The organism is Thiohalocapsa halophila, assembly GCF_016583825.1.
Classification (GTDB): domain Bacteria; phylum Pseudomonadota; class Gammaproteobacteria; order Chromatiales; family Chromatiaceae; genus Thiohalocapsa; species Thiohalocapsa halophila.
This window is the reverse complement of record NZ_NRRV01000290.1, coordinates 1-527: the sequence shown is the minus strand read 5'-3', so window position 1 is coordinate 527 and position 527 is coordinate 1. Positions and strand designations below refer to the sequence as shown.

Annotated in this window: 1 protein-coding gene; it reads right to left on the bottom strand. The window is 62.2% G+C overall.

Going from position 1 to position 527, the window contains the following annotated elements; translation table 11 throughout:
• Positions 1-493, bottom strand: a 493-nt coding sequence (locus CKO31_RS26450; protein WP_200244017.1) for a DUF3333 domain-containing protein, incomplete at its 3' end; no start/stop codon positions are given.
• Positions 494-527: the final 34 nt, after the last annotated feature.

Genomic DNA, 527 nt, shown 5'->3' with positions numbered 1-527 from the left:
GCCAGAGGTCAATCCGCTGGCCGAGGAGCGAGGGATCTTCGAGGACCATCTCGCGCAACGCAAAGCGAGCTCCGGGACTGATCAAGCGATAGAGCGCGCGCTTCTCGAGGCGACCCGAGACTTCCGGGAAGCGCTCGCGCAATGCTTTGCGGATCAGCTTACGGTAGTTCGCGCGTGAGAGCCGATCAAACGCCAGAGCCTCCTCCGATAGCTGGAGGGGCTCGTTTGCACAGCCGGCGGGACCCTCGCCGGTGATGAGCTTGGCGTCGAAGCAGATCGGCAGCTGGATATAGGTCTGTTGGAAGGCCGTATAGCCCTTGCTCACAATGTCGCCGAAGAGCCCCGCGACGAAGATCAACCCGAGAACGACCGCGAAGGCTCCGAAGCGTCGAAACCGCCGCTCCGCCGCATAGCGCCGCTTCAGACTCGCATTGACATTGTCGGAGGCAGTGGGGGTGGCGTTACCCTTGTTCGGCTCGGCGTCGTTATTCATACTGCTCTCGGTACTTGCGCACGATGTGCAGGGC